The organism is Flavobacterium limnophilum (assembly GCF_027111315.2).
GTDB classification, from domain to species: Bacteria; Bacteroidota; Bacteroidia; order Flavobacteriales; family Flavobacteriaceae; genus Flavobacterium; species Flavobacterium limnophilum.
Genome location: NZ_CP114289.2, coordinates 2,970,543 through 2,995,405 on the forward strand (window position 1 = coordinate 2,970,543; position 24,863 = coordinate 2,995,405).

A 24,863-nucleotide genomic window follows, 5' to 3' on the forward strand; every position below is an offset into this window, starting at 1 on the left:
ATGACAATGCGAACAATCATTTTACTATTTCATTTAAAACCTATTAAATCACAAAGTATGAAAAGAACCTTTTTAGCAACAATAATTACTGCTTTTAGTATTGCGACCTGTTTTGGACAAAATTCTGACAGGCAATGGCTCAATCTGAATTATGCCAATGATGAAAAAGAATACCATAACCTTGACATCTATTTACCCACTGCTCAAAAACCAACATATAAGGCAATAGTTGTCATATACGGTAGCGCATGGTTTGGCAATAATATGAAACAATCAGTATTAGAACCTCTAGGAAAAAAGTTGCTCGAAAGCGGTTTTGCAGTTATTGCCATCAACCACAGAGCAAGCTCGGATGCTGCTTATCCCGCTCAAATCAATGACGTTAAGGCTGCCATACGGTTTATAAGAGCCAATGCAGATAAATACAAAATTGACGCTTCATTTATTGGCATTACAGGTTTTTCTTCAGGTGGACATCTTGCATCATTGGCAGGAACATCCAACTCTGTTAAAGATTTTACAGTAGGCAAAAAGACAGTTGATATTGAAGGCAACATAGGAAACCACACCTCAGTTAGCAGCTCTGTAAATGCCGTAGCTGATTGGTTTGGACCTATCGATATGGCTCTGATGGATGAATGCAAAAAACCAAAAGTAGGAAACTCGCCCGAAGCTGCTCTTATCAAAGGCAATCCAGCCGACAACCTTGATATGATAGCTCTTCTTAATCCTATCACTTTCATTGACAAAACAGATCCTCAATTTATCGTAATTCATGGCGAAGCTGATAATGTTGTGCCTTATTGCCAAAGCGAACTCTTCTCCAAAGCACTAAAAAGCAAAGGACTATTAACAGAGTTTATTTCTGTACCAGAAGGTCAGCATGGCCCAGTTACATTCAACGAAAACACTCTAAAAAAAATGACCGATTTCTTCTTGAAAGAAGCCCAAAAAAAATAACATTGACATTTCCCATTATATTTCTCTTTAACCGCTCAACGAAGTCTTCTCTAAAACGAAAATAGTGTTCGAAACTGGGATGCTGTGCGAATGTCTCCCGACTTCGTACCCACAAAGTTGAGCAAACAAAACAAGTCAAAAAGCTACATCCATAAAAAGATGTGGCTTTTTGCGTTTCAAAAAAATATGCTTCACTATAATTTTGTTAGATTTGTTTTAATTCAAATTGGATTGGCATATAGGAATGGATGCGAAGTCGGGAGACACTCGCACAGCACGTCCCCAGGTTTATTGACGATTACTTTTTAGGGAAGACTTTGGAGAGCGGGGTAAAAATTAGTGGCAATTAGTGTAATTCGTGGCTAACTTTATTTTCCCGATCGCTCGGAAATGCAATAAATGCTGTCGGTTTGGATAGCGCCCGATCGCTCGGAAATGCAATAAATGCTGTCGGTTTGGATAGCGCAGAATTGCATTCTGTGCCCACAAAGTTGAGCAGGTAATACAAGTCAAAAAAGCTATACTTATAAAACGGTATAGCTATTTGTTTGAAAAATAGTTTGTTCTAATAATTGTGGTTAGATTTGTTTAGTGGCTTATTGGAGTGGGCACAGAATGCAATTCTGCGCTATCCACAAAAGGGTTTATTGCATATCTAGGACGTCGGGTTATTAAAAAATCCCGATCGCTCGGAAATGCAATAAATGCTGTCGGTTTGGATAGGCAGAATTGCATTCTGTGCCCACAAAGTTGAGCAGGTAATACAAGTCAAAAAAGCTATACTTATAAAACGGTATAGCTTTTTGTTTGAAAAATAGTTTGTTCTAATAATTGTGGTTAGATTTGTTTAGTGGCTTATTGGAGTGGGCACAGAATGCAATTCTGCGCTATCCACAAAAGGGTTTATTGCATATCTAGGACGTCGGGTGCCATTGTGTTTCAAAATTCCATTATAGATTGTACCGAACATTTTTACAAAGGTAGTCTTAACAGCTATACCTTTAAAGATGCCTAATTGCACCTCCTGCAAACCAACAAATCTTCATTTCTAGTAGGCAACCCTATAACATCATAGAATGCGGGAGCTGGGTCACCTACTCGGCAGTTCGTAAAGTGATGGGATGAGTTCGATGTAAACATCCATAGGGATTTCATATTGATAGCACTATAACAAAAAGTAAATGCAGCACCGCAATTATAAAACGGTACAAAACCACAGAAAAAAACACCATCAACAATTACAAAATCCTCACAAAAGACAGCACTTGTAATTATGCTGGTGGCGGCAAAATTTCGGCACAAAACAAAGGCCACACAGAAAAACACGAAATAGCATAAAAACACTTTTACAAACTCCAAAATAATTTTATATTTGTTTCATTAATAACCTCTTAAAAACATAAAACCATGCCTTCAACATCCGAAGTAGGACACGCCAAAAACGTAGCAAACCTACAAAAACTCACCGAACAAATAACCGTTTACACCCTCTACAATCCACCAGTAAACAATCTTGCAATCCCCAATTTACAGACACTTTACACTACCGCAAATGCCAAATTAACCGAAGTCCAAGACAAACGAAACGCAAACAAAAACGCCATCACCCTTCGCCAAACCACTTTCGAAAACCTAAAATCAACCTGTACCAAAATCATCAATCTATTAGACATATTAGGATTGCCACAAGGAACTTTAGACCAAGCCAAATCTTTAAATCGTGCCATTCAAGGCGGACAAAAGAAAACCGCACCAACACCAGAAGAGGGCGAAGAAACACCCAAAACAGCTTCCACCTCCAGACAATCCTACACCCAACAAGCCGACAATTTCGGAATTTTGTTGCAGTTATTGGCAACCATTCCCACTTACACTCCCAACGAAGACGATTTAAAACTAACAAATCTCACCACCTATCAAGCATCATTAATAAGTACCACCCAAGCCGTTGACCAAACCGAAGCCCAGCTCAACGCCATACTCATCGAAAGAGACCAAATCCTCTACGCAGACCAAACCGGACTCTACACCATCGCCCAAAACGTCAAAAAATACGTCAAAAGCCTATACGGAGCCACCTCTCCCGAATACACAAACGTCTCCAATATCCAATTCACCAGCCGAAAATAATATTCAAACAAGAAGTTTTACTATTCTTTCGATGCAAAGTTATATTCTACCGATGTAACTTTATTTTTTTGCAATAAGGCTTTATATTCGAACGATGCAAAATAATATTAGAGCGTTGCAAACTTATATTGTTGCGATGCAAAATAATATTCTTCCGATGTAATTTTACATTAATACAGTGTAAATTTATATTGTAACGATGTGAAAGTACATTCTTCAAACAACATTTCTAAAACGAACAATCCAGATGGCGCAGGAAGGAGATTAAGTTTCCTCTTGCGCATAGCGAATTGCATTCTTTACCCACACAGTTCAGAAGGCAATACCAGGACATTCGCTTTTAAAAAAGAAAAATAAAGTTAGCCATAAATTGCACGAATTTTATCAATTTTAAGAATTTGTGCAATTAAAAACTAATTGTAATTCGTGTAATTCGTGGCAAAAACTTTTAAAAGCGAATGCCCTGAGCCAATACAAGCAAAAAAAAGCTATACTTATAAAACGGCATAGCTTTTTGCATTAAAACAAAAAAGATTAAAATTCATAAAATTTGATTGCAAAAATTCTTTTTAATTTTATAAAACCTATCTTTGCGGCAATTGAAAATTTGCGATAAAACGTATGGAAAAATACTTTAAAAAAGAAGGTAGATACAGCTATTATGAAGCAGGAGAAGGAACTCCAATTGTTGTCTTGCACGGTTTAATGGGAGGCTTAAGCAACTTTGATGCCGTAGCCAGTTATTTTTCTGAAAAAGGATACAAAATAGTAATACCTGATTTGCCTATATATACCCAAAACATTTTGAAAACCAACGTGAAAGCTTTTGCAAGATATGTAAAGGATTTTATCACCTTCAAAGGCTTTGACAGAGTAATTTTGTTAGGAAATTCACTGGGCGGACACATAGCTTTGTACCACACCAAGATGTATCCAGAAAAAGTTGCCGGACTGGTTTTGACAGGAAGTTCAGGACTTTACGAAAGCGCAATGGGCGATAGTTATCCTAAAAGAGGCGACTACGAATACATCAAGAAAAAAGCCGAAGGCGTTTTTTATGATCCCGCAATGGCTACCAAAGAATTAGTGGACGAAGTTTATGCTTCTGTAAACGATAGAATTAAATTAATCAAAACATTGACGATTGCCAAAAGCGCCATTCGACACAACATGGCCAAAGATTTGCCAAAAATGCACGTTCAAACCTGTCTTATTTGGGGAAAAAACGACAGCGTCACCCCTCCAAATGTAGCCGAAGAGTTCAACGAATTGCTGCCAAATGCCACTTTATACTGGATTGACAAATGTGGTCACGCCGCCATGATGGAACATCCTGATGAATTCAATCGTTTATTGGAAGATTGGTTGACACATACGCATTTAAAGGCGCACTAGTTTTTTTGTAAAGAATTTAAAACTATCATCATGAAAATTAATACCGCCGAATTTATTGTCAGCAACTCCGAAGTTGAAAAATGCCCAAAAGACTTTTTGCCGGAATACGCTTTTATAGGCCGTTCCAATGTTGGAAAGTCATCATTGATCAATATGCTGACCAATCATAAAAATTTGGCAAAAACCTCGGGAAGACCAGGAAAAACACAATTAATCAACCACTTTCTGATTAACAACAATTGGTTTCTTGTCGATTTACCAGGTTATGGCTATGCCAAAGTTTCCAAGAAAACCAAATCTGTTTTTCAGCAATTCATTACGGATTATTTCGAAACAAGAGAACAACTCGTTTGTGCCTTTGTATTGATCGACATTCGCCACGAAGCACAATCCATCGACATTGAATTTATGTCGTATATGGGCGAAAGCGAAATTCCTTTCTGCATCATTTTCACCAAAGCCGACAAGATTAGCAAAACCAAAATAGACTCGCATATTGCCGCTTACAAAAAGCAGATGTTTGCCAACAATTGGGCCGAAATGCCTCAGTATTTCGTGACATCAGCCACCGAATCTACGGGAAAAGAAACCCTTTTGGATTATATTGACGAAGTAAACCAGGAAGTTTTCAAAAACAATAACGAGTTCTAAACAGAACTTCATAAACATAAAATATCCCAAAACTCGATTTGAATTTTGGGATATTTTTTTTTATAATCAAATCTGCATTACGCCTTCAACTCCAGCTTTTCGGCAAAATAATCGCAAAAATCTTTCATGGTAGCCGACATTTTTTCGTCGCCAGTGGCACGTTGAAACGTTTCGGTCATAGACATCAAGGTTTGATGAAAGAAAATTTTCATTTCGTCAACCGGCATATCTTTAGTCCATAATTCAATACATTTTGTTGATTTTTCGTTGCTGTCCCAAACCGACAGCATAAACGCTTTAGATTCTTCTGCGTGTATTCCTCCTTCGGATGCCGTCCACATTAATTTCTCTGGAACTCGATTTTCGTCCAATTCGATGCTTAACTTAATTTCTGATGTATTTGTAATTGCCATTATTTCTTTGGTTTATATTTAGATTTTTCAAATATTTCTTTAGCATTCATTTTTAATAGTTGCTCAATAGGAACATCGTTGTTTTTTGCATAGGAACGAACAATTTGCCAACCTATCCAGCCCCCCACTCTTCCTGGCGATTCATTGTCAATTTCAAGATAAAACTTGGAAAAAGGCGCCGGATTCACAAATCGGTTACCCAATTTAGAATCATGACTGTACAACATTTCCTTTTCCAGAAAATAACGCCACATATAACTTTCGTTTTCTTCACACCATTTAATTTGTTCTGGCGTATATCCCATTTTGTCTGCATCGCTATACTCAGGTAAAAGCAGGTCTTTCAAGTACAATTGCTTTCCAGAATAAATCATTTGGCTCAACAAATCATTATCGGTTAAAGGAGCTATTTTATTGACAGAAAAAGCCGAAACCACATCCGGCATCATCTGTTTTTCTTCGAAATTTTGCTTTAAATAACTTGGAAATTGGTAGAATTTATGTTCTTTTCCTAAATACAATTCAAGAGAAACAATCAACAAGCTGTCGGCATAAATCACCTTGCTATTATAATCCATTTCAGAGATTACGGTAATTACTTTGGGCGTTTTGGTTTTGGGGAAATTATATTTTATGTGTTTAAAAAGTGTTTCCAATTCTTTTTGAACCGGTTCGAAATTGGAGTATTTTTTTTGAACTTCAGTATACAATTCTCTCCAAAGCGGATTTTGCATTTTCTCCAACCAAACGTTGTCGTCATTTCCAGCCGGAAAGAAAAAAGGAAATTCTTTCTTTAATTTCCCCAAATCTTTTGGAGCTGTTTCGAAAAAAAGTTTATCAAAACGCTCCACTTTAATTTTTACAGGAATTGATTCAACCTCTTTCTCAACTTTTGATTTATTATCACAAGAAGCAATAACCAACATTAAGGTAATTATAAAAATTATTGTTTTTTTCATTTATATTTTTTTTGAGGCCCAATTTCATTATTCTCGCATTTCTTGTCGGAATAAGCGAACTTAATTTGAAATGAAATAGATACTGTCTATAAAATTATTATTTTTGCAAATATACAATTCCTACTTTTCAAAAACCCAAAGTATCATGACTAAAAAAAGTACGCTCCAAGTTGAAAAAGTGAATACTCATATTGTAAATTGGTTAAAAACTTATGCAGAAAACGCAAAAGTACAAGGTTTTGTTGTGGGGATTTCTGGCGGAGTCGATTCAGCAGTTACATCTACTCTTTGTGCACAAACCGGCTTGACCACTTTATGTGTTGAAATGCCCATACATCAAGCACCAAGCCACGTAAGCCGAGGACGAGAACACATCGAACAACTGAAAAAAAGATTCCCTAACGTTAAAAATATTGAAGCTGATTTGACATCCGTTTTTGAAGATTTTAAAAAAATTGTGCCAAACAATTTTGAAATCGACAAAGTAAACCTATCTTTGGCGAATAGTCGTGCTCGTTTGCGCATGACCACTTTATATTATTTTGCTGGAGTCCATAGCTTGTTAGTTGCAGGAACCGGAAACAAAGTAGAGGATTTTGGCGTAGGCTTTTATACAAAATATGGCGATGGTGGTGTTGATTTGAGTCCAATAGCTGATTTAATGAAGTCAGAAGTATATTCTCTTGGAGAATTTTTAAAAATCCCAACATCCATTTTAGTTGCTTCTCCAACCGATGGTTTATTCGGCGACGAAAGAACGGACGAAGACCAACTTGGCGCCAGTTATGATGAACTGGAATGGGCTATGCTTGAGGATGAAAAAGAAAAAAAGTCAGAAAATTACACCGAAAGAGAAAAAAAAGTGATACAAATATATAAGCGATTAAACGCGATTAATCAACATAAAATGAATGAAATACCCGTTTGTTTAATCCCTGAAGAATTTAAGTAGTATTTTTCTATTGACTTTCTGTAATTTACAGATATTATTTACTAACTTTACATTTCGAAAGAGATAAACAATTCTAAAATTAAAAAAATTATGATAAAAGTTTGTTTAGCCGATAACCACCCTGTTGTACATTTTGGAGTAAAATCTTATTTTAAAGATCACGATGACATTTCAATTGTTGCCAACGTAGGGAATTTTATGATGGTAAGAGATATTCTTCTTACCAAAGAGATTGATGTTTTAATCTTGGATCTAGAGTTAGAAGGACTCTCAAGTATTTTTGAAGTTAAAAATATTTTGAAAAATTTTCCAAAGACAAAAATCATCATCTTTAGCGACCTTTCAGAGCAGATTTATGCGCCTAATGCCATCAAAGCAGGTGTTGCTGGTTTCATTTCTAAAAAAGAGAAACTAGAAACTTTAGGCCAATCCATTATCAAAGTACATCAAGGAAAGATAATCATAAATGAAACTGTTAAGAAAAACCTTGCCTTAATTGCAAAACAAAACAAAAGCGAACGTTTGTACAGAAAACTGTCCAATCGTGAAGTGGAAGTTTTACGCTATTTAAGTGATGGTAAGAAAAACAACGAAATCTCTAAAATACTGGGACTCAACGAAAAAACAATCAGTACTTATAAATTAAGGCTGTTGCAAAAATTGAATGTTACCAATCTAGTAGATTTGGTAAACAAGGCAAAAACATTGGAAATAGTTTAATTACTATAACGCGACATCACTCTTCCCAATTTTTTGGAAAAAGAGTTGATTAGTTTAGAATAATCCATTGCCATAGACAAAGGCTCTATATTATCTGACCCAGGCTCAGAAGATATAGAGCCTTTTATTTCTTCGATAATTCTATCGACCAAATACCAACGCATTGTCAAGATGGTTTCAGACACATATTGACTAATCGTGTCCGTTTTTGTCTTTGGAAAAATATTTTGCCCTTCCCAATTGTGCAAGACAACCCTTTCATCTTCCATCAAAATATCGGTTACTTCTTGGGCCAAATCAGGATGCAAATGCATTAAATATTGCTCAATATTAAAATTTTCGTTTTGTAAATAATAATTAACCAAACCGTTGAATATATCCCGAAACAAGGGATTTGCCAACTCTACTTCATCTTCCTGCAAACTCAAATAGATGCGTTGAAACACTTTGTATTGCTTCTTTTCGATTACATTTTCGATCTCTCCTTCTTCATTCGCCTTCAAAAGCACGTCTTCAAATTCTTCTGTTTTGTTACCGTACAACAAAAGGACTTCTATAATTTTTCTTTCCAATCCATAGAGAATATCTATTTTCTGAACTTGGGCTGGCGCATCATTCTTTACAACTTCAAAAGCTTTTTGCTCTTGTTTCTGTTTTTTTCCAATGTCGGCAACATCTTTTTGAACCAATTGCGCCAAAGTACTCACCAAAACTTGCTCCGAAATATCCATGATTCGGGAACATTCCTGAATGTAGATTTCGCGTTGAATTCTATCCGGAATTTTGGAAATACTCACCACCATGTCCCGAATCAAATCGGCTTTTTTTATAGGATCATTCTTCGCATCATTCATCAACAAAGACGCTTTGAACTGGATAAAATCTTTGGAATTTTTCTCTAAATAATTAACCAATTCTTCATAAGGCGTTTTCTTGGCAAAACTATCCGGATCTTCTCCGTCAGGAAATGCACAAACTTTCACGTTCATTCCTTCCTCCAGAATCAAGTCGATTCCTCGAATGGAAGCGCGCAATCCCGCAGCATCACCGTCAAAAAGAACGGTTATATTTTTGGTCAACCTGTTGATTAAACGAATTTGGTCTGGCGTCAAAGCTGTTCCTGAGGAAGCAACCACGTTTTCTATTCCGGCTTGATTGAACTGAATCACATCAGTGTAACCTTCGACTAAATAACAATTATTTTGTTTGGCAATGGCTTGTTTTGCCTGGAAAATTCCATACAAAACCTTGCTCTTGTGGTAAATGTCACTTTCGGGCGAATTGAGGTATTTTGCAGCTTTCTTGTCGTTGGCCAAAATTCGTCCACCAAATCCCAAAACTCTTCCCGACATACTTTGTATAGGAAACATCACTCGCCCTTTGAAACGGTCAAACGGCCTGTCGTCTTTAGGAATGGTCAAACCCGTGCTTTCCAGAAATTCTAATTTATAGCCTTTTCCCAGAGCTTCTTTGGTAAAAGCATCCCAAGCTTCGGGAGAATATCCTAGGGAGAATTTTTTTATGGTTTCGCCCGTGAAACCTCTTTCCTTGAAATAAGAAAGACCGATGGCTTTTCCTTCTTCCGAATGCAACAACGTGTTGTGGAAATAATCTTTGGCAAATTCAGAAACCAAATACATACTTTCGCGAACATCGGTATTGGCTTTTTCTTCGTCGGTTTGCTCGGTTTCCTCGATTTCGATATTGTATTTTTTGGCCAAAAACCGAATGGCTTCCGGATAGGTAAAATGGGAATGTTCCATCAAGAAAGCCACTGCATTACCGCCTTTTCCAGAACTGAAATCTTTCCAAATCCCTTTGGCAGGCGAAACCATGAACGATGGCGAACGCTCATCCGAGAATGGACTCAATCCTTTGAAGTTGCTTCCAGCTCGTTTTAACTGAACAAAATCACCAATAACCTCCTCTACACGAGCAGTTTCGAAAACAGTATCTATGGTGGCTTTTGAAATCAATTTGTTTAAGGTTGAAGTTGGAAAGGCTCAAAGATACAAAGTAAGACTATCAATGGCAATGGTAATATCGAAAATCAATTCATCATTTCGTGGCTTTGAGACATTGCAAACTTCCTAACCGAAAACTTTCGGTTAAATAAATTTTCTTACGAAAGATGAATGTTATTTTTGCACATATTTTACAATCTCGTAAAAAGAGTTTTTAGTTAGCTTTTATTCTTTTTCTTTTTAGTAGTTGTTGTAGTAGTTGAACGAATGCCATTTGGATTTATAATTATTTTTGTTTTTCCTTTATCAATAACAGTCGAATGAGTACCGTCGGGATTTACAATTATTTTTGTCGTTATGTTGTCGATTACGGTTGAATGAGTACCGTCAGAACTTATAATTGTTTTTGCCGCCCCGTTGTCAATTACGGTAGAAGGAGTGCCGTCAGGATTTACAATTGTTTTTGTCGTCCCGTTGTCGATTACGGTTGAATGAGTACCGTCAGGATTTACAATTGTCTTTGTCGTTCCGTTGTCGATTACGGTCGAATGAGTACCGTCAGGATTTACAATTGTCTTTGTCGTTCCGTTGTCGATTACGGTCGAATGAGTACCGTCAGGATTTACAATTATCTTTGTCGTTCCGTTGTCGATTACGGTTGAATAAGTACCGTCAGGATTTACAATTGTTTTTGTCGTCCCGTTGTCGATTACGGTTGAATGAGTACCGTCAGGATTTACAACAACTGTTTGGGCTTGTACGCTATGCAATACAGCTAAAAATGTAAAAATCAATAATGTCTTTTTCATATTTTTTTTAATAGTGATTCTGTCGTTAGTCAAATTAACGCTAATGTTTAAATTTGTATGTCATCATTCTTATTGTCATTATTTTTTAAATCAATTAAAATCCCAACGAACTCCAAGAGAAATATTGTTTTGATCTATTGCATTATTTTCGAATAATGGATTTAAATCGTATTTCAAATACAAGCTCGTTTCCTTGTAACCAAGGTAAGTACTCACGCCATAAATAAAATCATTTGCATTAAAATCGCCTTTGGTTTTTATTCTAATTTTATCATCGTCGATGTTGTAATACATTTTTTGTTTTGATTTGATGCGGAAACCTCCATAACCTCCAATTCCGAAACGAACTCCTTTGTGAGAAGAAAAACTGGAATTTCCATGGTTTGATTTTTTTCCTGAAAAATCAAATTCTAGATGCAAAGGAGCAACCAAATAGACATTTTTAAAACGGGAATCTTCCAATTCATAAGGGAAAACTTCAAGATTGGTTTGGCTATTTGGAGCCGGTACAAAATAGCGATTATCAGTTGGGCAAATGTTATTGTACATCACTGAAAACCCATATTTCAAATGCAATAAATTATGATTTTTTAAAATTCTGGTATTTTCAGTAAACCCCCATTCGAAGAAATGAGATTGCCAATAATAAAAATCCGAGTTGGCAACAGCTTTATTTGTCACTAGATTATTGACTCCGAACGCTAAAACAAACTGCGAAGTGGTTCTTTTTTCAGTTTTATCATTTTTGTTTTTTATTTTCATTGCTGGAAAGTAGAAAGCATATGAAGTGTGAGTTGAATCAGTTACTTTTATTTTTCCATCTACTTTTTGTTGAACAAGATTTTCTAGTTTTTGTTGTTCGATAGCCACTCTATTTTCAATATTTTTAGCTCTGGTTTCGGCTAATTTTTGTTTTTTTGCTTCAGCATCTTCTTTTGTTATAATGCCGTTTTCTAATTCTACATTTACGGCTTCAACTTCAATTTTTAGTGCTGATTTTTCTTCTTTTGTAATGTTTTCAATCTCGGATGAGATTGATTTTACCTGAGATTCAAAGCTTTTTTGCGCATATATTTTACTCATAAAAAGCAGGATAAATACCGTTAGATAAAAGATAATTTTTGTCATAATGTTAAGATTTTAATTGTTCGATTTTTGATTGATGATGATTATTGATTATTTCTGTTGGCCAAAGCTTCTCTGGCTTCTTTGTATTTTCGGGTTATTGTGTTTAATGCTTTTTCTCTAAAAGAAAGTTGCAATTCGCCGTCAACTTGATTTAATAAATCTTTTGAATGGATTTTTACGGATGGATTTTTAACACCTGATTTTTGATTTTTTTCTACCGAAGCCATTAAGCTGTCAATGTTTTCTGGACTTATATTTTTATGTTCCGCAATTGCTAAGTTTTGATTATTATATTGAATTTGAGTTACAATAGTTTCCTGATTTTTTAGGGTTGAATTTTCGACCTTGCTTTTAGTGCTTTTTTGAGTTTGTACCAAAGGTTTTGTTTCTGACTTTAAAATGGTTTTAGAAAAATTCGGCTCTGATTTTATTGATTTAATTTCAGTTTTTGAATTTTCTTTTGGGATTGAATTTTCGATTACAACTGCATTTTTTTTGATGTCAATTTTGTTTTCTTTTTGAGTAAAATATAAAGTCACAACGAGTAAAAACCCAACAAAACTTGCAGCAATATAAATCCAAGAAAATTTGTTCTTTGACTTTTTCTCTTCGGCTGTCAACATAGCGTCAAGTTTATCCCAAGCCATATCCGATGGTTTGATTTCACGAGAATTCAACTGCTCCCTGAATTGTGTTTCTATATTATTCCGTTCCATTGCTGTAATTTTTTAGCTTTACTATTTGCTCTTTCAATATTTTTCTGGCGTGGGACAATTGCGACTTTGAGGTACCTTCTTTGATTCCCAACATACTCGCAATTTCCTGGTGTTTATAACCTTCAATTGCATACAAATTGAAAATGATTTTGTAGCCGTCCGGCAAACCGTCAATCAAAGACTGGATATCTTCTACCGAAATTTGACTTTCAATATTGTTGAAACTATCTTCAGAATAATTCTCGTCCTCAATAAAACTCAGTTTCTTTTGAACCCTGATCTGTGAAATACACTCATTGACCATAATCCGTCTTATCCAACCTTCAAAACTTCCTTTTTTTTCAAAATTTTTCAAATTGGAGAACACTTTCATGAATGCCGTTATCATGATGTCTTCGGCTTGATGAACGTCCTTCATATATTGTCGGCAAACACTTAACATTTTCGAAGAAAATTGGACGTAAATCTTTTGTTGGGCAGATCGATTGTTCTCGATGGCCAAACGTATGATTTCATTTTCTTCTTGATTTAAGTAAAGTACTTTCAAATTCTTTTTATAAAGTGTTTCTATAAGTAAGACGAATCTGCTTGCAAAAAGGTTGCATCGGCAATTACATTTTTAAACAAAAAAAACAAAAACCTCAATAAAATCAAGGCTTTAGAAGATATATTTATAAGTGAAAAAATTATTTTTTTCTTTCGATAACGTAATTAACCATCAAAATCAAGGCGTCTTTAAACTCTGATTGGGGATAATTATCCAGAAGCAGAAGCGCTTCTTGCTGGAATTGGGCCATTTTTTGTTCGGCATACAACAAGCCGTTATGGTCTTTCACGAAGTTAATCACTTCTTTTACTCGTTTCTTGTCTTTATTGTGGTTTTTTATGGAATTGATGAGCCAAGATTTTTCTTTGGAAGTACAATTATTCAAAACGTGAATAAGCGGCAAAGTCATTTTTTGTTCCTTGATGTCGATTCCAGTGGGTTTTCCAATGGCATCGTCGGTATAATCAAACAAATCGTCCTTGATTTGGAAAGCCATCCCGATGAGTTCCCCAAATTTGCGCATATTCTCCACCTGAACTTCATCTTCAACCACCGATTTTGCCCCCAAAGCGCAACAAGCGGCAATTAAGGTAGCAGTTTTTTTTCGGATGATTTCATAGTAAATATCTTCGGTAATGTCGAGTCTTCTGGCTTTTTCGATTTGCAATAATTCGCCTTCACTCATTTCACGCACGGCGACGGAAATAATTCTCAACAAATCAAAATCGCCGTTATCTATGGATAGCAACAACCCCTTTGACAATAAATAATCGCCAACAAGGACGGCAATTTTGTTTTTCCAAAGGGCATTGATGGAGAAAAAACCTCTTCGACGATTGCTGTCATCCACCACATCATCATGTACCAATGTTGCGGTATGAATCAGTTCGATTACCGATGCTCCACGGTAGGTTCTTTCGTTTACCATTCCTCCAGAAACCATTTTGGCAGTCAAGAAAACAAACATTGGACGCATTTGTTTTCCTTTTCGATTCACTATATAGTAAGTAATCCTGTTCAGCAAAGCCACTTTGGAAGTCATCGATTCATAGAACTTTTTTTCGAAAAGTTCCATCTCGTTGAAAATGGGCTGCTTTATTTGAGAAGTGATATTCATTAGAGTCCAAATATACTATTTTTAGAATAGAAAAAAACAACTCTTTTCGCACGGCATTCGCTTTTAAAAAAAAATTAACACAAATTTCACCAATTCATAAAAATGGTAAATTCGTGAAAATTCAATTTTATAATCAATAAAATTTACTTCGTCAGTTCGCTAGTGTGGGCTAATTCGTGTCTGAAAATTTTAAATGCGAATGCCTTGCTTTTTTCGGGAAGTGAAGTTTTTATGCTTCTTTATTGGCCAATTGACCGCAAGCCGCATCGATGTCTTTTCCGCGACTTCTTCTCACTTTTACCACAATTCCGGTGGCTTCGAGTGCTTTTATGTAGGCGTTGATAGATTCTTCCGAAGCTTGTTGGAATTCGCCGTCATCAATGGGATTGTACTCTATCAAATTGACTTTGCAAGGAACATATTTGCAGAATTTGACCAAGGCGTCTACCGAAGCCTTGTTGTCGTTGATTCCTTTCCAAACCACATATTCATAAGAAATCTTGCTTTTGGTTTTTCGATACCAATATTCCAAAGCTTCTCTCAAATCAGCCAAAGGAAAATTTTCGCTGAAAGGCATAATCTTGGAACGAATTTCATCTATTGCGGAATGCAACGAAACTGCCAATTTGAATTTTACCTCATCATCGGCCATTTTCTTGATCATTTTTGGAACACCGGAAGTCGAAACCGTGATGCGTTTTGGCGACATTCCCAAACCTTCGTTTGAAGTAATCATTTCGATGGCTTTCATCACATTGTTGTAATTCATGAGTGGTTCGCCCATTCCCATAAACACAATATTCGACAAAGGATGATTGTAATACAAACGGCTTTCCTTGTCGATGGCTATAACTTGGTCGTAAATCTCGGCAGGTTCCAGATTTCGCATTCTTTTCAGTCGTGCCGTGGCGCAAAAATTGCAATCCAAGCTGCAACCCACTTGACTCGAAACACAAGCCGTTGTTCTGGTATTGGTTGGAATCAAAACACTTTCGACCACCAAGCCATCGTGCAAACGAACCGCATTTTTGACCGTTCCGTCTTCACTTCGTTGCATCGTATCGACCTTTATGTGATTGATGACAAAGTTGTTTTCGAGCATCGTTCGAGTTGCTTTCGCCACATTGGTCATATCTTCAAAACTGTGTGCACCTTTGCTCCACAACCATTCATAAACTTGGTTTCCGCGAAAAGCTTTATCGCCATTGGCAACAAAAAAATCGCGTAATTGTTCTTTAGATAAGGCTCGAATGTCTTTTTTCTCCATCATAGTGCAAAGTTAATTACAATTTTGAATTATATTGAATTTTTCTAAGCCCCAAAATTATATTTTGTAACTTTGTTTTTGAAAAATGAAAAGGTATGGGACTTCCAGAATTAAAACAGAAAATCCAGATGCAAATCGAAAATGCGGACGAACGTTTGTTGCGTATCGTTTCTTCGGTTTTTGATAATTATTTGAGTGAAGATACAAATACCGAAAATGTTGTTTCAGAGCCTACTGTTGCCTATGATATAAATGGAAAACCTTTGACATTAAAACAATACAACAAAGAAATTGACAAAGGAATCGATGATTTTAATAATGGAAGATTTATCTCCCAAGAAGATTTAGAAAAAGAAATAGATAGTTGGTATGATGAATAAATTTAAAATAATTTGGTCATCAGAATCAATAAAAGATTTGAAAAAAATTAAAAATAATGTTTCAAAATCTAAATTAAAAAACATTGCAACAGCTCCCAAACAAATAATCTTTGGAGAACAATTTCAAATTGATGAATACAGAAAAGATTGCAGAAGAATAATCGAAGGCAACTACAAAATCTTATATCAATTTAAAAACGATGAAATCAGGATAGTCAAAATTTTCAATTCACTTCACGACCCAATAAAAAGTTTATCTTAATGCACTTCATTTCCCAAGAACTAGAAAATTATATCGAGCAACATTCCGAAAAAGAACCTGAATTGTTGGCGGCTTTGAACAAGGAAACCTATCAAAAAGTTTTGCTGCCTCGAATGCTGAGCGGGCATTTTCAAGGACGCGTTTTGAGTATGTTGTCCAAATTGATTCGTCCCTTAAATATTCTCGAAATCGGAACTTATACCGGTTATTCGGCTTTGTGTTTGTGCGAAGGAATGCAGGAAAACGGCACGCTTCACACGATTGACATCAAGGAAGAATTGGTCGATTTTCAGCGCAAACATTTTGACAAATCGCCTTGGGGAAACCAAATTGTGCAACATCTTGGCGAGGCTTTGGACATTATTCCGACATTAGACACGAAATTTGACTTGGTTTTTATTGATGCCGACAAGGAAAACTACATTAACTATTTTGAATTGATTGTTCCAAAAATGAACAAGGGCGGCATTATTCTTTCGGATAATGTGTTGTGGAGCGGAAAAGTTCTGGAACCCTTGAATCCTAAAGACATTAGCACTAAAATATTATTGGAATACAATCAATTGCTGAAAAACGATCCGAGAGTGGAAACGGTTTTATTGCCTATTCGGGATGGATTGACGGTAAGTCGGGTTTTGTAAAATAATTAGAAGCATATAGCTTCCTTGCTTTTAATAAATTCCAGTAGAAAAACTTCTCTTCAGTGCTATTTGATACAATTTGAACATCAAAAAAGCCAATATTGCACCACACAAATACCCAGAAATTATATCCAATGGATAATGCAATCCTAGATATATCCTGCTGTAAGCGAAGATTAACGGCCACAGAAACAGTAACCAAAAGTATTTGAAATCCCTTTTAAAAATAAGATATAAAAATGTGGTAACCGCCATTGAACTTGTGGCGTGACCCGAGAAAAAACTAAAAGAATTTCTGGATTGTACAATTCGTATGAAAGAATTTATTTCCGGATTATTGCATGGTCGCAATCTTTGGACTCCGTTTTTGAACAAATTGGCGATTTGGTCAGTACAAACTAATAAAATTGCCACGAATAACATCAAAAAAAGGGCTTGCTTCGCTCCCAATTTCCTAAAAACGAGATACAACAAGAACAAAAAAAGTGGCGTCCAATAGATTTGTTTGGTAATAATCAACCAAAGACCGTCATAAGTATCTGATCCCAAGCTATTCAAGAAAACAAATAATTTGACATCAAGCGACAATATTTTTTCCAGCATTATTTGGTGCGTTTTATAGGTCCAATGGCATCCTCAATTTCTTCTTGAAGCTTATCAACTTGAGGAGTTGCATCTTCTAACACGCTACTTTGAACTTTGCTGATTTCAGACGAGAAAGAATCCGACATTCCTTTCAATGGATTTGTGTCACCCAGCAAATTAGCTTTGGCACTATTGATTTCTGAAGTAATATTTCCGGTTAAATCATTCAACATTTTTTTGTCGAAACCATTGTCTTCGGCACCTTTTTGAATTTCGCTTTTTATATCGTTGGTGGCATTTTTCAATTGCGCCATTGCTTTCCCCATGGTACGGGCAATTTCCGGCACTTTGTCAGACCCAAAAAGCATCAAGATGATAAACAAAATGAAAATTAATTCGCCTCCTCCTATTCCAAACATAATCTATTTTTTAGATTGCAAAGTTACAAAGATGTACAGTTACAAAATATTCTAATTAATAATTAATTAACGAAAAATCGATTCTTGATTTTTATTTTTCAAATGTAGTAAATCTTTTGAATTCCTCGTTTTTGATGACCAGAAATTCAATTAACTCAAATTCGGCTTCGGGTTTTAGGAGCGCTTTCGATTTGGGATCGTTTTCGCAATAAATCAGGAAAAGCCCAATTTCATCCTCTTTCAGCTTCAATGTATTGGTAAAAAAAAAGGGATGGATTCGTTTTGGGACAATTTCGGTAAAATCGCCATAGTCAACTTCTTTATCCTTATAGACATTCTCTTTGAAGAACGATTTCCATATCATTTTCCCTATTCGATCAACGTCCATTCCGTATTTTATCTCCGTTGGCATCAAGGGATTGTCCGGCGAAGACTGTTTGTCATCAAAATATTCCGTGTCAATAATGTTTTGAATATTGCCTAGATTTGGTTTTATGACCGTATTGGTAACAACAACTTCTTTTAATGGATTTATGAGTGTGTTCATTTTTATTATTAATACCGAAACAGCAAAATCCTTTTCAGACAAGACAATTTTCTTCGGCTTTAACCCCATACTCGAAAAAAGCAAGGTATCGTTTGTTTTTGCCATGATATCGAAAAAACCTTGAGTTTTTATAAATGCCCTTGAATTTGAATTCACGTTAAGAACATAACCACTTTGAATACTGACCGAATCGTTTACAACCATACCGTGTAATGGTTTCCTGGTCAATGTTTGTCCAAAACAAAACTGACAAAACAAACAGAAAGCAAGAATTATGTTTTTAGTTTTCATCTTGAAATGATTTCGTTAAATTAGTTGACCAATACAACATTCGTGAGGCATTGGTGTTTTTTTTGAGAACACAAAGAAGAAATACGATACAGTATTCAACCATAGGAAAGTTACGAAAATTACCTGAACTAATCAACAGGAATTCTTGCAACTTCCCAATAATTTGTTCAAAGAAAAAATATGCATTTTATTTATTCTCGGCAGCGATAATTAGATTATATTTTTCTGCCAAAGACACCATCACAAACTCTATTTTAGTTTTGTTTTTGGATTTCAGAACTGTAATAAATTTTTCGTTCTCAACAATATAATATTGAAAACCTTTTACATATTCCGTTGGGATTTTTAGGGTATTTACATAATATTCGTCTTCAAAAAGGAGGTCTGTTTTTTCCAACAAACTTATTTTATTTTCCAATTTTATCAATTTCTTAGTCATTGCCGTTCTACCATTTACACTATTCAAGAAGGCATCGACATCCAAAGACCCGCCTAAAAGACCTAACAAATCAATAGGTTTAAAATCACCCGCCGTGTACAACCTCCTTTCCATTTGGGTTCGATGCTTTATTCCTGAGGGAGAAATCCCCAAGTCGACGGCATTAATTTCAAAATGTTTATTGACTACCACTTCATCGAGCTCGGTGGTTTTTGCCGTTAACTTAATAATTAAAACCTCTGTTTTCAAATCTTCCTCCTCGATTGATCTGCGATAATATTCCAAATTCACGGAAGAAAAAACCAACAAATCATCGGCTTTCGCCAAAATAAAAAAGTCGCCATTGTTGTCACTTACCGCGCTTTTTTCGTTAACCAAATTAACAATGTTAACTCCAGCGACATTCCCTGATTCAGTCACTGTTTTTCCGTGAATCAATTTCTCGCCAGTTGCTTGACCAAAAGTAATTTGAAAAAATAAACCCAAAACAAATAGTATAATTTTACTTTTCATCCGAGATAATTAGGTTGTATTTTTCTGCCAAAGAAACCATCCCAAACTCGATTTGAGTTTTGTTTTTAGATTTCAAAATAGAGGTAAATCTTTCGTTATCAACAATGTAATATTTAAAACCTTTAACATATTCTGATGGAATTTTTAATGTTTTTCTAAAATAATCTTCATTAAACATATTGTCAATTTGATCTATGAAAGACAATTTACCTTCTACTACTATTTCCTTTTTGAGCATGGCTGTCCTGCCTGACATAAAATTTAAAAGGGCATCGCCTGCTGTTGAAGTTGCGGTGTACAATTTCCTTTCTTCAGGAGTTCGATGTTTCATTCCGCTTGGTGAAATTCCCATATCAACAGCATTAATATTGTCATATCTTTTAACAACGACCTCTTTTAAACTGGTAATTCTGGATTCCATTTTAACGAGAAACTCGGTTTGAAAATCTTTTTTTTCCAAAACAACCCGAATCTCTTTGAGATGTATCGCCGAAAACAAGAGCGTATCACCCGGAATGGCAGCTATCGAAAAATAGCCGTCTTTTTCGGTTATGGTGGATTTTTCGGTTTTCAAGTTGATTACATATATCCCTTCAAGATCAATAGTATTGGCATTGATTTTACCATTCAAGGCAGTCCCGCCTGATTCTTGAGCCAAAACTATATTGGCAGCCAAAATAAAGAAGAGGCATAATTTTATTTTCATCAACAGGATAGTCAAACATTCTTAGGTGTAAAAGTATCGCAATGCCTTCCAAATTAAGTATTAAGGACTTGGTAAATATATGTTAATTAAAAGCCATAAAAGTCTCAATAAAAAACACGATTTTATACCTTTAACCCAAACTTATTTTGTTCAAATAAAATGAAATCGAAGACTACTTCGTTCGTTCGCCTTTTAGGCTCGGGTCACGAATTCCAAAAAAAAAAAAAAACAATTTTAAAATTTTATGAGTAAAAATTTAATTATTGCCAGCACATCCACGCTTCACGGAGGAGATTATTTAGAGTATTTATTACCCGAATTAAGTGTTCATTTCAAACATTGTAAAACAATATTATTTATACCATTTGCAAGACCTGGCGGAATTTCACACGAAGAATACACTGCAAAAGTTGCTTCGGCTTTCGCCAAAATAAATAAAAAAGTTAAAGGCATTCACGAATTTGAAGATTTATCCACAGCAATCACCAATGCACAAGGAATTTTTACCGGTGGAGGAAACACTTTTTTGTTGGTAACCCAATTGTACAAGAACAAGATTATGACCGTTCTTGCCGAAACCGTAAAAAGAGGAACTCCTTATTTAGGCACAAGCGCTGGAAGCAATATTTGCGGACTGACAATGCAAACCACGAATGACATGCCCATTATTTATCCACCCAGTTTTGTAACATTGGGATTGATTCCTTTTAATTTGAACCCTCATTATCTTGATCCAGATTTCGACTCAACACATATGGGAGAAACCCGTGAAATGAGAATAAACGAGTTTCATTCGTTCAATAATGTTCCCGTTTTAGGACTTAGAGAAGGAAGTTGGCTGGAAGTAAAAGGAGACAAAACAACTTTGAAAGGCACACTGCAGGCTAGACTCTTTATGCCGAATCAAACTGCAGTGGAAATTAAAAGCGGAATGGACTTGAGTTATTTAAAATAAAAAACCCCAAACGTTTGTTTGAGGTTTTGGAGCGAAAGACGAGGCTCGAACTCGCGACAACCAGCTTGGAAGGCTGGAGCTCTACCAACTGAGCTACTTTCGCATTATTTTGTAAATTTATATTTGCTTTTAAAAGACAAATAAAAACCCCACACTTTCGTTTGAGGTTTTAGAGCGAAAGACGAGGCTCGAACTCGCGACAACCAGCTTGGAAGGCTGGAGCTCTACCAACTGAGCTACTTTCGCATTACTACGGTGCAAATATACTTAATCATTCAGTTTATTTGCAAGTTTTTTTTTGATTATTTTTTTGAAAACACCAACTTTGCCATAACCGTTTTAAAACTAAATTGTTAGAAATTCATTATTTTTATACCATTATGGCAATTATAAAAAAAATAGCAACCACAGAGACCTATCCTGTAAGGCTTCCCGTGCTTCGAAAAGGAAAACCTGTAGAGAGTTGCCGCTTTGATGGTGACGACTTGGAAACAACTCTTCATTTTGGACTTTTTTTGGATCAGGAATTAGTTGGCATCGTTTCATTGTTCAAAAAAAACAACCCTGTTTTCTTGGAAAAAAACCAGTTACAAATTCAAGGTATGGCTGTTTTGGAAAATCACAGAAAAAAAGATTTTGGCAAAGCACTCATCATCCAATGCGAAGAAGAATGCAAAAATCAAGGTGCGGACTTGATTTGGTTCAATGCGAGAATGGAAGCCTGCGGATTCTATGAAAAAATGGGATACCAAAAAACAGGCACACCTTTTGCAATTCCCGATGTTGGAGAACATATCATAATGTTTAAAAATAATAAAAATGAATAAATTTTTTATTTTATTTCTGATATTCAATGTTTTCAGTTGTGAAAAAGAAGTAACAAAAAAGAAAGCAACTCTTAGTTCATCAACTCCAATTCCGGCAATTCAACCAGAAGCAAAAACATTTCTGGTCGACAGTGCTTTGGTACAATCTTTCAAAAACAAATTACTCAATGAGTTGTATAAATCTACCGATCATAAAATTATTTGGCTATCAGGAGAAAACAGAAAAATTATCTTGGAAGAACTCTACAATTCCGAAGACGAAGGACTAAATCCCGCTGATTACAATGTAAATAAGTTGAGAAAATTTGAAAGAAAAATCACCAGTCTAAACAATCAGGAAATGGCAAATTATGACATTTTACTTTCTCAAAGCTTTCAAAAATACATTTCACACTTATCCAATGGAAGGTTAAATCCCCGAGAATTGTACAAAAACTGGGATTTGAAAGAAAACAAAATAGACATTAACAAAACAATAGTCAATCTACTTAAAAGTGACTCGTTGGCCTATAAAATTGAACTTTTGAAACCCCAGCATCTTGTTTACAAAAAACTAAAAAAAGCCCTCAAAATAATTAACACTTTACCAAAAGATGCTTTTAAAAGAATAGAAATAACAAATAAAATTGTTCAAAACGACACCAATCCCTCTTTAATTGGCATCAAAAAAAGACTAATTTATTGGAAAGACATGCAATCAAAAGACAGCTTGACACCTATTTATGACGAAGAAACCGCCCAAGCCATAAAAAAATTTCAAACTCGCCACGGATTGGCGGCGGATGGAGTTATTGGAAAAGGAACTGTTGCATCGCTTAACTTTTCGAAAAAACAGCGTAGAGAGCAAATCATTGCCAACATGGAACGATGGAAATGGTTTCCAAAAGAAATGGGAAACGAATATATAATCATCAATATTCCTGATTATAAATTAACCTTGGTTAAAAATCAAGACACGATCAGGACGCATAAAGCAATTGTTGGAAGAGCTAAAAGAAAAACTCCAGTTTTGACTTCAAAGTTGACACAAGCGATTTTTAATCCTACTTGGACCGTTCCTCCAACTATTCTGAGAGAAGACGTAATCCCGGCCATTTTAAAAAACCGAAACTATTTAGCCCAAACAAACATCAAATTATATGACAAAAACGGAAACTTAGTTCCTGCAAGCAATTGGAGATTATCCAATGCAAATAGCTATCGTTATGTACAAAGCCCCGGAACCTTTAATTCGCTGGGAATGGTCAAGCTGACTTTTCCTAATCGTTTTTCTGTGTATTTACACGATACAAATCATAAAGAATTTTTCACAAAATCCGAACGTTCCTTGAGTTCAGGCTGTATCAGGGTTGACAATCCATTAGAACTAACCGAATATTTATTAGACGACGCAGCCTATTGGAATTTAGAAAAAATTACCGAAACGCTCCAAAGCGAGAAAACGAAACAGATTAACATAAAAAAACAAGTCCAAATCCATGTCCTATATTGGACAGCTTGGAGCGAAAAAAACACCCTGATTTTTAGAGATGATATCTACGATCTGGATGCCGATTTGTATGACAAACTAAGAAGCTGAATCAAAAATTTCTTTAAAAGTTCTTGAAGGATGATATATAAACAAACAGGATTTGTTTTTTATCGTGTTAACGATTTCACTGAGTACTTCTTGCGGAATAGCTGGACAACCCAGGCTTCTTCCCAATCTTTTATTACACTTGATAAATGCGTTTGAAACATAATTTGCCGAATGCATTACCACGCCTCTTTCTCTGGCATTGTCGTTCACACCTTTTTCTAGACCGTCCAATTTCAAAGACATTCCATGTTTTCCTTTATATACTTCACCCGTGACATAAAATCCCAAACTACTTTTAAAGGATTTATTGGCATTCGAAAAACTGTTGGCAAACTCCTCGCCAGTATTTCGTCCGTGGGCAACCAAGGAATTATACAAAATGGTATTTGTACCTAAATCAATCACCCAAAGCCTTTTAACATTAGAAGACAAACTAAAATCCACCAAGGTTATTATGTTTTTTTGTATCAATCCTTTTTCTTTCAAAAGATAAAACCCTTTCAAGGCTTCTTTAAAACTTTCGATATTAGGCAAGGCAAATTGATTAGTATTAAGCGACTTATAAATCACTTCTACATTAGACTCGAAGCTAGGTTTAGACACAATGGCAACTTCTGGCTTTTTGGAATTTTCGGGATTGGTAAATTTTTCTTCTTTGAAATAAAACGAAAACAAAAGAAACAAAACAGCAAGAAACATCTTATAAATCATTGACAACGTATAGGTTACACTTCAAACTAAGGACTGCAAATGTATTACATAAATGCAATTTTTCTCAAAAATTAAGAAAAAAATATGATTTAGACAGCCAAATTACGCCAGCCTCTTTGCTGTAAAAATTCACATTTTATTTGCTTTTTGTGTTAATTTTACTATTTTTGCTTAACCATAATCATAATATATGCCGAAGTTTTACTCTTCAACTCTACTTATTTTGATTTTTATCAATTTTAGCTCTTACAGCCAAAAAAAGATACTTCAGGCAAAATCG

At 35.4% G+C, this 24,863-nt stretch carries 27 protein-coding genes and 2 tRNA genes; 12 read left to right on the forward strand and 17 right to left on the reverse strand.

The annotated features are described in order from the left end of the window. Positions 1 to 57 precede the first annotated feature (57 nt). The 4 genes from OZP13_RS12560 to yihA all read left to right on the forward strand — a co-directional run bounded on the left by OZP13_RS12560 (position 58) and on the right by yihA (position 5,136). On the forward strand, positions 58 to 960 hold the full coding sequence (locus tag OZP13_RS12560; protein ID WP_281297352.1) for an alpha/beta hydrolase: 903 nt from the start codon (positions 58 to 60) through the stop codon (positions 958 to 960). A 1,407-nt stretch (positions 961 to 2,367) separates the two neighbouring features. After that, positions 2,368 to 3,090: a hypothetical protein gene (locus tag OZP13_RS12565; RefSeq protein ID WP_281297353.1), complete on the forward strand. Its 723-nt coding sequence runs from the start codon at positions 2,368 to 2,370 to the stop codon at positions 3,088 to 3,090. 621 nt (positions 3,091 to 3,711) lie between these two features. Continuing rightward, positions 3,712 to 4,485, forward strand: a complete 774-nt coding sequence (locus OZP13_RS12570; RefSeq protein ID WP_281297354.1) for an alpha/beta fold hydrolase — start codon at positions 3,712 to 3,714, stop codon at positions 4,483 to 4,485. Between the two features lie 30 nt (positions 4,486 to 4,515). Next, complete coding sequence (gene yihA, locus OZP13_RS12575; RefSeq protein ID WP_281297355.1) at positions 4,516 to 5,136, forward strand: ribosome biogenesis GTP-binding protein YihA/YsxC; 621 nt, start codon at positions 4,516 to 4,518, stop codon at positions 5,134 to 5,136. A gap of 77 nt (positions 5,137 to 5,213) precedes the next feature. On the opposite strand, the gene gldC is transcribed toward yihA, so the two are convergent. Both gldC and gldB read right to left on the reverse strand, forming a co-directional pair. Continuing rightward, the gene (gene gldC / locus OZP13_RS12580; protein WP_269240471.1) at positions 5,214 to 5,549 is read right to left on the reverse strand and encodes a gliding motility protein GldC; all 336 of its coding nucleotides are present in this window, start codon (positions 5,547 to 5,549) and stop codon (positions 5,214 to 5,216) included. Beyond that, positions 5,549 to 6,508: a gliding motility lipoprotein GldB gene (gene gldB, locus OZP13_RS12585; RefSeq protein ID WP_281297356.1), complete on the reverse strand. Its 960-nt coding sequence runs from the start codon at positions 6,506 to 6,508 to the stop codon at positions 5,549 to 5,551. The genes gldC and gldB overlap by 1 nt, the downstream gene beginning before the upstream one ends. A 145-nt stretch (positions 6,509 to 6,653) precedes the next feature. Here gldB and nadE point away from each other — a divergent pair, with 145 nt between their 5' ends. Continuing rightward, complete coding sequence (nadE, locus tag OZP13_RS12590; RefSeq protein WP_281297357.1) at positions 6,654 to 7,460, forward strand: NAD(+) synthase; 807 nt, start codon at positions 6,654 to 6,656, stop codon at positions 7,458 to 7,460. 90 nt (positions 7,461 to 7,550) lie between these two features. Continuing rightward, the gene (locus OZP13_RS12595) at positions 7,551 to 8,180 is read left to right on the forward strand and encodes a response regulator transcription factor (protein ID WP_269240472.1); all 630 of its coding nucleotides are present in this window, start codon (positions 7,551 to 7,553) and stop codon (positions 8,178 to 8,180) included. Here OZP13_RS12595 and dnaG read toward each other — a convergent pair. The 7 genes from dnaG to rlmN all read right to left on the reverse strand — a co-directional run bounded on the left by dnaG (position 8,177) and on the right by rlmN (position 15,731). Further along, entirely contained in the window at positions 8,177 to 10,156 is a 1,980-nt protein-coding gene (gene dnaG, locus OZP13_RS12600) for a DNA primase (RefSeq protein ID WP_281297358.1), read from the reverse strand. The two genes, OZP13_RS12595 and dnaG, sit on opposite strands and share 4 nt — an antisense overlap. 206 nt (positions 10,157 to 10,362) lie before the next feature. Continuing rightward, positions 10,363 to 10,953: a hypothetical protein gene (locus OZP13_RS12605; protein WP_269240473.1), complete on the reverse strand. Its 591-nt coding sequence runs from the start codon at positions 10,951 to 10,953 to the stop codon at positions 10,363 to 10,365. Positions 10,954 to 11,043: 90 nt separating this feature from the next. After that, positions 11,044 to 12,081, reverse strand: coding sequence for a hypothetical protein (locus OZP13_RS12610; RefSeq protein WP_269240474.1), 1,038 nt, complete (start codon positions 12,079 to 12,081; stop codon positions 11,044 to 11,046). Positions 12,082 to 12,122: 41 nt separating this feature from the next. Further along, entirely contained in the window at positions 12,123 to 12,797 is a 675-nt protein-coding gene (locus tag OZP13_RS12615; RefSeq protein WP_269240475.1) for a protein-tyrosine phosphatase family protein, read from the reverse strand. Further along, entirely contained in the window at positions 12,784 to 13,344 is a 561-nt protein-coding gene (locus OZP13_RS12620) for an RNA polymerase sigma factor (protein WP_281297359.1), read from the reverse strand. The genes OZP13_RS12615 and OZP13_RS12620 overlap by 14 nt, the downstream gene beginning before the upstream one ends. A gap of 139 nt (positions 13,345 to 13,483) precedes the next feature. Beyond that, a complete protein-coding gene (locus OZP13_RS12625; protein ID WP_281297360.1) occupies positions 13,484 to 14,461 on the reverse strand; it encodes a polyprenyl synthetase family protein in 978 nt (325 codons plus the stop codon). A gap of 229 nt (positions 14,462 to 14,690) precedes the next feature. After that, positions 14,691 to 15,731: a dual-specificity RNA methyltransferase RlmN gene (gene rlmN / locus OZP13_RS12630; protein ID WP_269240476.1), complete on the reverse strand. Its 1,041-nt coding sequence runs from the start codon at positions 15,729 to 15,731 to the stop codon at positions 14,691 to 14,693. Positions 15,732 to 15,823: 92 nt separating this feature from the next. Here rlmN and OZP13_RS12635 point away from each other — a divergent pair, with 92 nt between their 5' ends. From OZP13_RS12635 to OZP13_RS12645, 3 genes are read left to right on the forward strand one after another with little or no spacing between them, the layout of a single operon-like run. Then, positions 15,824 to 16,108 (forward strand): hypothetical protein, encoded by a 285-nt coding sequence (locus tag OZP13_RS12635; RefSeq protein WP_269240477.1) that lies wholly within the window; start codon positions 15,824 to 15,826, stop codon positions 16,106 to 16,108. After that, a complete protein-coding gene (locus OZP13_RS12640; protein WP_281297361.1) occupies positions 16,101 to 16,370 on the forward strand; it encodes a type II toxin-antitoxin system RelE family toxin in 270 nt (89 codons plus the stop codon). The genes OZP13_RS12635 and OZP13_RS12640 overlap by 8 nt, the downstream gene beginning before the upstream one ends. Then, on the forward strand, positions 16,370 to 17,011 hold the full coding sequence (locus tag OZP13_RS12645; RefSeq protein ID WP_269240478.1) for an O-methyltransferase: 642 nt from the start codon (positions 16,370 to 16,372) through the stop codon (positions 17,009 to 17,011). The genes OZP13_RS12640 and OZP13_RS12645 overlap by 1 nt, the downstream gene beginning before the upstream one ends. Before the next feature lie 30 nt (positions 17,012 to 17,041). Here OZP13_RS12645 and OZP13_RS12650 read toward each other — a convergent pair whose 3' ends face one another. From OZP13_RS12650 to OZP13_RS12670, 5 genes are all read right to left on the reverse strand, one after another. After that, on the reverse strand, positions 17,042 to 17,614 hold the full coding sequence (locus tag OZP13_RS12650) for a phosphatase PAP2 family protein (protein ID WP_269240479.1): 573 nt from the start codon (positions 17,612 to 17,614) through the stop codon (positions 17,042 to 17,044). Further along, positions 17,614 to 18,015 (reverse strand): Sec-independent protein translocase subunit TatA/TatB, encoded by a 402-nt coding sequence (locus tag OZP13_RS12655; protein WP_269240481.1) that lies wholly within the window; start codon positions 18,013 to 18,015, stop codon positions 17,614 to 17,616. The genes OZP13_RS12650 and OZP13_RS12655 overlap by 1 nt, the downstream gene beginning before the upstream one ends. Positions 18,016 to 18,106: 91 nt before the next feature. Further along, positions 18,107 to 18,853 carry a BamP family beta-barrel-assembly machinery protein gene (gene bamP, locus OZP13_RS12660; protein WP_281297362.1) on the reverse strand — a complete coding sequence of 249 codons (747 nt, stop codon included), beginning with the start codon at positions 18,851 to 18,853 and terminating at the stop codon, positions 18,107 to 18,109. A 187-nt stretch (positions 18,854 to 19,040) separates the two neighbouring features. Next, positions 19,041 to 19,805: a peptidase associated/transthyretin-like domain-containing protein gene (locus tag OZP13_RS12665; protein WP_281297363.1), complete on the reverse strand. Its 765-nt coding sequence runs from the start codon at positions 19,803 to 19,805 to the stop codon at positions 19,041 to 19,043. Then, a complete protein-coding gene (locus OZP13_RS12670; protein ID WP_281297364.1) occupies positions 19,795 to 20,511 on the reverse strand; it encodes a carboxypeptidase-like regulatory domain-containing protein in 717 nt (238 codons plus the stop codon). The genes OZP13_RS12665 and OZP13_RS12670 overlap by 11 nt, the downstream gene beginning before the upstream one ends. Positions 20,512 to 20,755: 244 nt before the next feature. Between OZP13_RS12670 and pepE the strand changes: the two genes are divergently transcribed. Next, positions 20,756 to 21,466: a dipeptidase PepE gene (pepE, locus tag OZP13_RS12675; RefSeq protein WP_281297365.1), complete on the forward strand. Its 711-nt coding sequence runs from the start codon at positions 20,756 to 20,758 to the stop codon at positions 21,464 to 21,466. A 27-nt stretch (positions 21,467 to 21,493) separates the two neighbouring features. Here pepE and OZP13_RS12680 read toward each other — a convergent pair. Next, positions 21,494 to 21,569 (reverse strand) — tRNA-Gly (locus OZP13_RS12680). Between the two features lie 70 nt (positions 21,570 to 21,639). Further along, positions 21,640 to 21,712 (reverse strand) — tRNA-Gly (locus OZP13_RS12685). Between the two features lie 134 nt (positions 21,713 to 21,846). On the opposite strand from OZP13_RS12685, the gene OZP13_RS12690 reads away from it, so the two are divergent. Together OZP13_RS12690 and OZP13_RS12695 are read left to right on the forward strand one after the other, a co-directional pair. Then, positions 21,847 to 22,293, forward strand: coding sequence for a GNAT family N-acetyltransferase (locus tag OZP13_RS12690; RefSeq protein ID WP_281297366.1), 447 nt, complete (start codon positions 21,847 to 21,849; stop codon positions 22,291 to 22,293). Then, positions 22,286 to 23,872 (forward strand): L,D-transpeptidase family protein, encoded by a 1,587-nt coding sequence (locus OZP13_RS12695; RefSeq protein WP_281297367.1) that lies wholly within the window; start codon positions 22,286 to 22,288, stop codon positions 23,870 to 23,872. The genes OZP13_RS12690 and OZP13_RS12695 overlap by 8 nt, the downstream gene beginning before the upstream one ends. On the opposite strand, the gene OZP13_RS12700 is transcribed toward OZP13_RS12695, so the two are convergent. After that, a complete protein-coding gene (locus OZP13_RS12700; RefSeq protein ID WP_269240492.1) occupies positions 23,861 to 24,583 on the reverse strand; it encodes a murein L,D-transpeptidase catalytic domain family protein in 723 nt (240 codons plus the stop codon). The two genes, OZP13_RS12695 and OZP13_RS12700, sit on opposite strands and share 12 nt — an antisense overlap. Positions 24,584 to 24,863: the final 280 nt, after the last annotated feature.

Excerpts from the sequence above, each read along its gene's own strand:
- OZP13_RS12615 (WP_269240475.1), bottom strand. The coding sequence starts at position 12,797 with ATGGAACGGAATAATATAGAAACACAATTCAGGGAGCAGTTGAATTCT.
- yihA (WP_281297355.1), top strand. The coding sequence starts at position 4,516 with ATGAAAATTAATACCGCCGAATTTATTGTCAGCAACTCCGAAGTTGAA.
- bamP (WP_281297362.1), bottom strand. The coding sequence starts at position 18,853 with ATGAAAACTAAAAACATAATTCTTGCTTTCTGTTTGTTTTGTCAGTTT.
- nadE (WP_281297357.1), top strand. The coding sequence starts at position 6,654 with ATGACTAAAAAAAGTACGCTCCAAGTTGAAAAAGTGAATACTCATATT.
- OZP13_RS12670 (WP_281297364.1), bottom strand. The coding sequence starts at position 20,511 with ATGAAAATAAAATTATGCCTCTTCTTTATTTTGGCTGCCAATATAGTT.
- OZP13_RS12605 (WP_269240473.1), bottom strand. The coding sequence starts at position 10,953 with ATGAAAAAGACATTATTGATTTTTACATTTTTAGCTGTATTGCATAGC.
- OZP13_RS12655 (WP_269240481.1), bottom strand. The coding sequence starts at position 18,015 with ATGTTTGGAATAGGAGGAGGCGAATTAATTTTCATTTTGTTTATCATC.
- OZP13_RS12645 (WP_269240478.1), top strand. The coding sequence starts at position 16,370 with ATGCACTTCATTTCCCAAGAACTAGAAAATTATATCGAGCAACATTCC.
- gldC (WP_269240471.1), bottom strand. The coding sequence starts at position 5,549 with ATGGCAATTACAAATACATCAGAAATTAAGTTAAGCATCGAATTGGAC.
- OZP13_RS12625 (WP_281297360.1), bottom strand. The coding sequence starts at position 14,461 with ATGAATATCACTTCTCAAATAAAGCAGCCCATTTTCAACGAGATGGAA.
- OZP13_RS12560 (WP_281297352.1), top strand. The coding sequence starts at position 58 with ATGAAAAGAACCTTTTTAGCAACAATAATTACTGCTTTTAGTATTGCG.
- OZP13_RS12665 (WP_281297363.1), bottom strand. The coding sequence starts at position 19,805 with ATGAAAAGTAAAATTATACTATTTGTTTTGGGTTTATTTTTTCAAATT.
- OZP13_RS12690 (WP_281297366.1), top strand. The coding sequence starts at position 21,847 with ATGGCAATTATAAAAAAAATAGCAACCACAGAGACCTATCCTGTAAGG.
- OZP13_RS12570 (WP_281297354.1), top strand. The coding sequence starts at position 3,712 with ATGGAAAAATACTTTAAAAAAGAAGGTAGATACAGCTATTATGAAGCA.
- OZP13_RS12695 (WP_281297367.1), top strand. The coding sequence starts at position 22,286 with ATGAATAAATTTTTTATTTTATTTCTGATATTCAATGTTTTCAGTTGT.
- OZP13_RS12700 (WP_269240492.1), bottom strand. The coding sequence starts at position 24,583 with ATGATTTATAAGATGTTTCTTGCTGTTTTGTTTCTTTTGTTTTCGTTT.
- pepE (WP_281297365.1), top strand. The coding sequence starts at position 20,756 with ATGAGTAAAAATTTAATTATTGCCAGCACATCCACGCTTCACGGAGGA.
- OZP13_RS12595 (WP_269240472.1), top strand. The coding sequence starts at position 7,551 with ATGATAAAAGTTTGTTTAGCCGATAACCACCCTGTTGTACATTTTGGA.
- OZP13_RS12635 (WP_269240477.1), top strand. The coding sequence starts at position 15,824 with ATGGGACTTCCAGAATTAAAACAGAAAATCCAGATGCAAATCGAAAAT.
- OZP13_RS12610 (WP_269240474.1), bottom strand. The coding sequence starts at position 12,081 with ATGACAAAAATTATCTTTTATCTAACGGTATTTATCCTGCTTTTTATG.
- gldB (WP_281297356.1), bottom strand. The coding sequence starts at position 6,508 with ATGAAAAAAACAATAATTTTTATAATTACCTTAATGTTGGTTATTGCT.
- rlmN (WP_269240476.1), bottom strand. The coding sequence starts at position 15,731 with ATGATGGAGAAAAAAGACATTCGAGCCTTATCTAAAGAACAATTACGC.
- OZP13_RS12640 (WP_281297361.1), top strand. The coding sequence starts at position 16,101 with ATGAATAAATTTAAAATAATTTGGTCATCAGAATCAATAAAAGATTTG.
- OZP13_RS12650 (WP_269240479.1), bottom strand. The coding sequence starts at position 17,614 with ATGCTGGAAAAAATATTGTCGCTTGATGTCAAATTATTTGTTTTCTTG.
- OZP13_RS12565 (WP_281297353.1), top strand. The coding sequence starts at position 2,368 with ATGCCTTCAACATCCGAAGTAGGACACGCCAAAAACGTAGCAAACCTA.